The following is a 3,992-nucleotide window of genomic DNA, read 5'->3' as shown; positions in this document are numbered from 1 at the left end:
CGTAGCCGCGCGCGGCGCCGATCATGGCCACGGCCACGCCGGTATTGCCGCTCGTGGGCTCCACGAGCACCGTGCGGCCCGGCGCTATCTCGCCCCGCTCCTCGGCGGCATCGATCATCGAGCGGGCCGCGCGGTCCTTGATGGACGCGCCGGGATTCGCCGCCTCGTACTTGGCGAGCACGCGAAGGCCCGTCTCCTGCGAGAGCGCGTCAAGCAGCACGAGCGGGGTCTCGCCGATGAGTTTCGAAATATGGTCTGCCATGTCAATCTCCTAGTGTTTTACTGGGTTTTAGGAAATCGTACCACGTCGGTCGCGCAAGGGAAGGCGCCATCACGGAATCTTCGCGATCCGCCCCGCGCCCTCGAAGCCTACCCCTTCCCCAGGAACTTCCGCTCGAACTCGTCTGGCGGGCAGGGGCGGCCGAACAGGAAGCCCTGGATGCTGTCCAGGCCCATCCCGCTCACGGCCTCGTACTCCTCCGGCACCTCCACGCCCTCCAGGCACACGCGGATGCCCACGTCGTGGCACAGCTCCACCACGAACCGGATGAACGTGGCATCGAACGTGCTGTCGCGGATGTCGCGCACGAACGTGCGGTCGATCTTCACGATATCGGCCGGCGACTGCTTCAGCATGCCCAGCGCCGCGTAGCCCGTGCCGAAGTCGTCCATGGCGATGCGCACGCCCAGCGCCCGCACGCCGGCGAACAGCTTCTGCGCCGCCTCGCTGCTGCTGGCGAAGCAGCTCTCGGTCATCTCCACCACCAGGTTCGCCGGCGGCAGGCCCGTGGCGGCCAGCGCCTCGGCGATGCTGGGCACAAGCTTGGCCTCGTCGAGCTGGCGGTACGACAGGTTCACGCTCATGACGAAGCCGGGGTCCCACGCGCGCCAGCGCGCGGCCGTCTCCATGGCGCGGTGCAGCACCCACGCGCCGAACGGCACGATGAGGCCGCTTTCCTCCAGCAGCGGGATGAACTCCAGCGGCGGCACCTCCCCGCAGGCGTCGCAGCTCCAGCGCGCCAGCGCCTCGGCGCCGATCACGCGCCCGTCTGCGGCGTTCACCTGCGGCTGGAACACCAGCCGGAAGCCCTCGAAGCCGTGCTCGATGCTGTCGCGCAAGCGCTCCACCAGCTCCAGCGTGCGCGAGCGCTCCGCCAGGATGCCCGGCGAGAACGGCACGCGGCGCTTCTTGCCGTGCGCCTTGGCGTACTCCAGCGCATAGTTCGCGAACTTCACCAGGTCCTCGTACGTGTCGGCGTCCGCCGGGTACTGGGCGCAGCCGGCCGAGAGCGTGCAGTAGAACTTCTTGCCCTCGTGCGTCTGCTGGCGGCGGAAGGACTGGTGCAGCGCCTGGTACACGTCGGGCAAGGTGGCGGCGTCGTCCCCGCGCGCCACGACGGCGAATTCGTCGCCATCCAGACGGTACACATGCGCGCGCCCCACGAGCGCGCTCTGGATGCGATGCGCGATGATGCGGATGACGTCGTCGCCGAAGCCGCGGTCGTAGCGGTCGTTGATGTGGCGCAAATCGTCGATCCCCAGCACCATGAGCCCCAGCCGCTCGTCGGGGCGCGTCTCCAAGGCGCGGCGCACCACGTCCTCGAACTCGAACTTGTTGAACAACCCGGTGAGGTGGTCCACCTTGTTCTTCTTCTCCAGGTTGGCGATGAAGCCCGCGAACAGGCTGGGCTCGCCGCTGCCGTCGTGCATGAGCATGCCGCGGCAGCGCAGCCACACGTACTCGCCCGCACGGTTGAGGGCCCGGTACTCCACGCAGTGCCGCGTCGTGCGCCCGTCGACGATGTCCTGGTTGGACTCGAGGAATGCCTGGCGGTCGTCGGGATGCACGTGCGAGCCCCATACGGCCGCCGCATCGGCCACCACCTGCGCCGGCAGGCCGAACTCCTCCACCATGGCCTGCGGGTAGCGGAACACGCCCGTCTTCATGTTGCATACGTAGAGGTAGTCGTCGGTGCTGTCCACCAAGGCGTCGTACAGCAAGTCCACGTCGAACGCGAACGCGCCCACGTCCTCGTCGGTCAGGGCGCTGTTGCGTTCCAACGCCTCCTGTGCACGCGCCTCGCTGCGCCCGATGTGCAGGCGGCGCTTCTGCTCGTACATGCGCTCGTCGGCCATGGTGAGCACCTCGTTGACCTCGGACGTGTCGCTTCCGTGCACCTCGACGATGCCGAAGCAGAAGCCCGTCTCCCTAAGGTCGCCCTTCACGCGACTCGAGAGCAGGTCGTCGGCACGCTCCATCTTGCCGCGCGCCTCGGCGGCATCGCCCTCCACCACGCAGACGAACTCGTCGCCCGAGAGGCGGAAGGCGAACTCCTCGCCCGAGAGCTGGCTGCGCGCCGCGTCGGCCGCAGCCCGCAGCACCACGTCGCCCTCGGCATGGCCGAACCGGTCGTTGATCTCCTTCAGGCGGTTGATGTCGAACAGGCACACGCTGAACACGTCGTCCTCGTCGCGCTCGCGGTCCATGCGCGCCTGCAGGCGACCCTTGCCGACGCGCCGCGTGAGCAGCTCGGTGAGCTCGTCGATGCTGGCCGTCTTCACATCGGTGATGTCCACGGACTGCTGCAGGTGCACGAGCGAGCCGTCGAACCAGCGGATGAGGCTGTCGCAGTTGCGGTACACGCGACCGGTTTTCGAGCTCGTCTCCTCCCATTCCACCAAACGGCCCGGCTCCGCGGCCTCGAGCTTGTCCACGGGGCAGAACGGGCAGCGGCGGTCGAGGTTGCGCTGCAGCGTCTGCCAGCACAGCGTGCCCTCGGGCCGGTCCAGCCCGTAGTCCTCCCTCATGTAGCGGTTCATGTAGAGGATCTCGTCGGTGGCGGGGTCGGTGACGTACACGTTGGCGCGCATGCCGTCGAGGACCGTGTCGAGCGCGAACCGGTAGGCGTCGGCCCGCTCCCCGTCCGTGCGCCCGGCGCCCGGGGACGCGCCGTCCGGACCGCCGGCCCTCGTCTGCCCATCCATGGCTACCGTCCTCCCTCGCGCTCCAGGAGCGCGACCGTCTCGATGTGGTCCGTGTGGGGGAACATGTCCACCGGCTGCAGCGTGCGCAGGCGATAGCCGCGGCGCTCGAGCTGCCGCACGTCGCGCGCCTGCGTCTCGGGATTGCAGGAGATGTACACGGCACGCGCGGGCGCGCACGCCGCCAGCGACTCCAAGAACTCCTCGCTCGAGCCCGCGCGCGGCGGGTCCATGAGCACCACGTCCACCTGCTCGCCGCCGGCGGCGGCCTCGCGCATGAAGGCGCCCGCATCGCCCACGACGAACCGGGCGTTCTCCACGCCGTTGTGCCGGGCGTTCTCGCGCGCGTCGCGGATGGCCGACGCCACGGAGTCCACGCCCACCACCTGCGCCGCGCCGTGCTTGGCGGCCACCAGGCCGATGGTGCCCGTGCCGCAGTACGCGTCCACCGCGCGCTCGGTACCGGAGAAGCGCGCCAGCTCCACGGCCTGCCGGTACAGCACCTCGGTCTGCACGGCGTTCACCTGGTAGAACGACTGGGACGAGATACGGAAGCTCAAGCCGCACAGCTGGTCCAGGATGAACCCGGGGCCGTACAGCACCTGCTCGCGCTCGCCCAGGATCACGTTCGTCTGGCGCTCGTTCACGTTCTGCACGACGGTGGTGATGCCGGGGCAGCGCCTTGCCAACTCGCGGCAGAACGCGCGGGAGCCGGGGAACTCCCGGCCGTTCGTCACCAGCGTCACCAGCATCTCGCCGCTCGTGTGCCCCACGCGCACCACGGCGTGGCGCAGGAAGCCGCTGTGCGCATCCTCGCGGTAGGGCTCGATGCCGAAGCGGGGCATGAGGGAGCGGATGGCCAGGATCACCTGCTTGGCCTGCTCGTTCTCCACGAGGCACCCGTCGGTCGGCACGATGCGGTGCGAGTGGGCGGCGTACATGCCGCAGAGTATCTCGTGGCGCGCCCGCCCCTTCGCGCGGCGGTCGCGCGCCTCGCGGGTGCGGTCGCC

At 69.4% G+C, this 3,992-nt stretch carries 3 protein-coding genes; all 3 read right to left on the bottom strand.

Annotated features, from left to right (window positions below; genetic code table 11):
- Positions 1 to 262 (bottom strand): pyridoxal-phosphate dependent enzyme (locus GPA_RS07120; protein WP_041239225.1); only part of this gene is annotated, 262 nt, incomplete at its 3' end.
- A gap of 107 nt (positions 263 to 369) precedes the next feature.
- Positions 370 to 2,985, bottom strand: coding sequence for a bifunctional diguanylate cyclase/phosphodiesterase (locus tag GPA_RS07115; protein WP_015539441.1), 2,616 nt, complete (start codon positions 2,983 to 2,985; stop codon positions 370 to 372).
- 2 nt (positions 2,986 to 2,987) lie between these two features.
- Positions 2,988 to 3,992 (bottom strand): 23S rRNA (uracil(1939)-C(5))-methyltransferase RlmD (gene rlmD / locus GPA_RS07110; protein ID WP_083808967.1); only part of this gene is annotated, 1,005 nt, incomplete at its 5' end.

This window comes from Gordonibacter pamelaeae 7-10-1-b (assembly GCF_000210055.1).
Lineage (GTDB): Bacteria > Actinomycetota > Coriobacteriia > Coriobacteriales > Eggerthellaceae > Gordonibacter > Gordonibacter pamelaeae.
The sequence above is the reverse complement of the archived record's forward strand: the minus strand, read 5'-3'. Positions and strand labels throughout refer to the sequence as shown.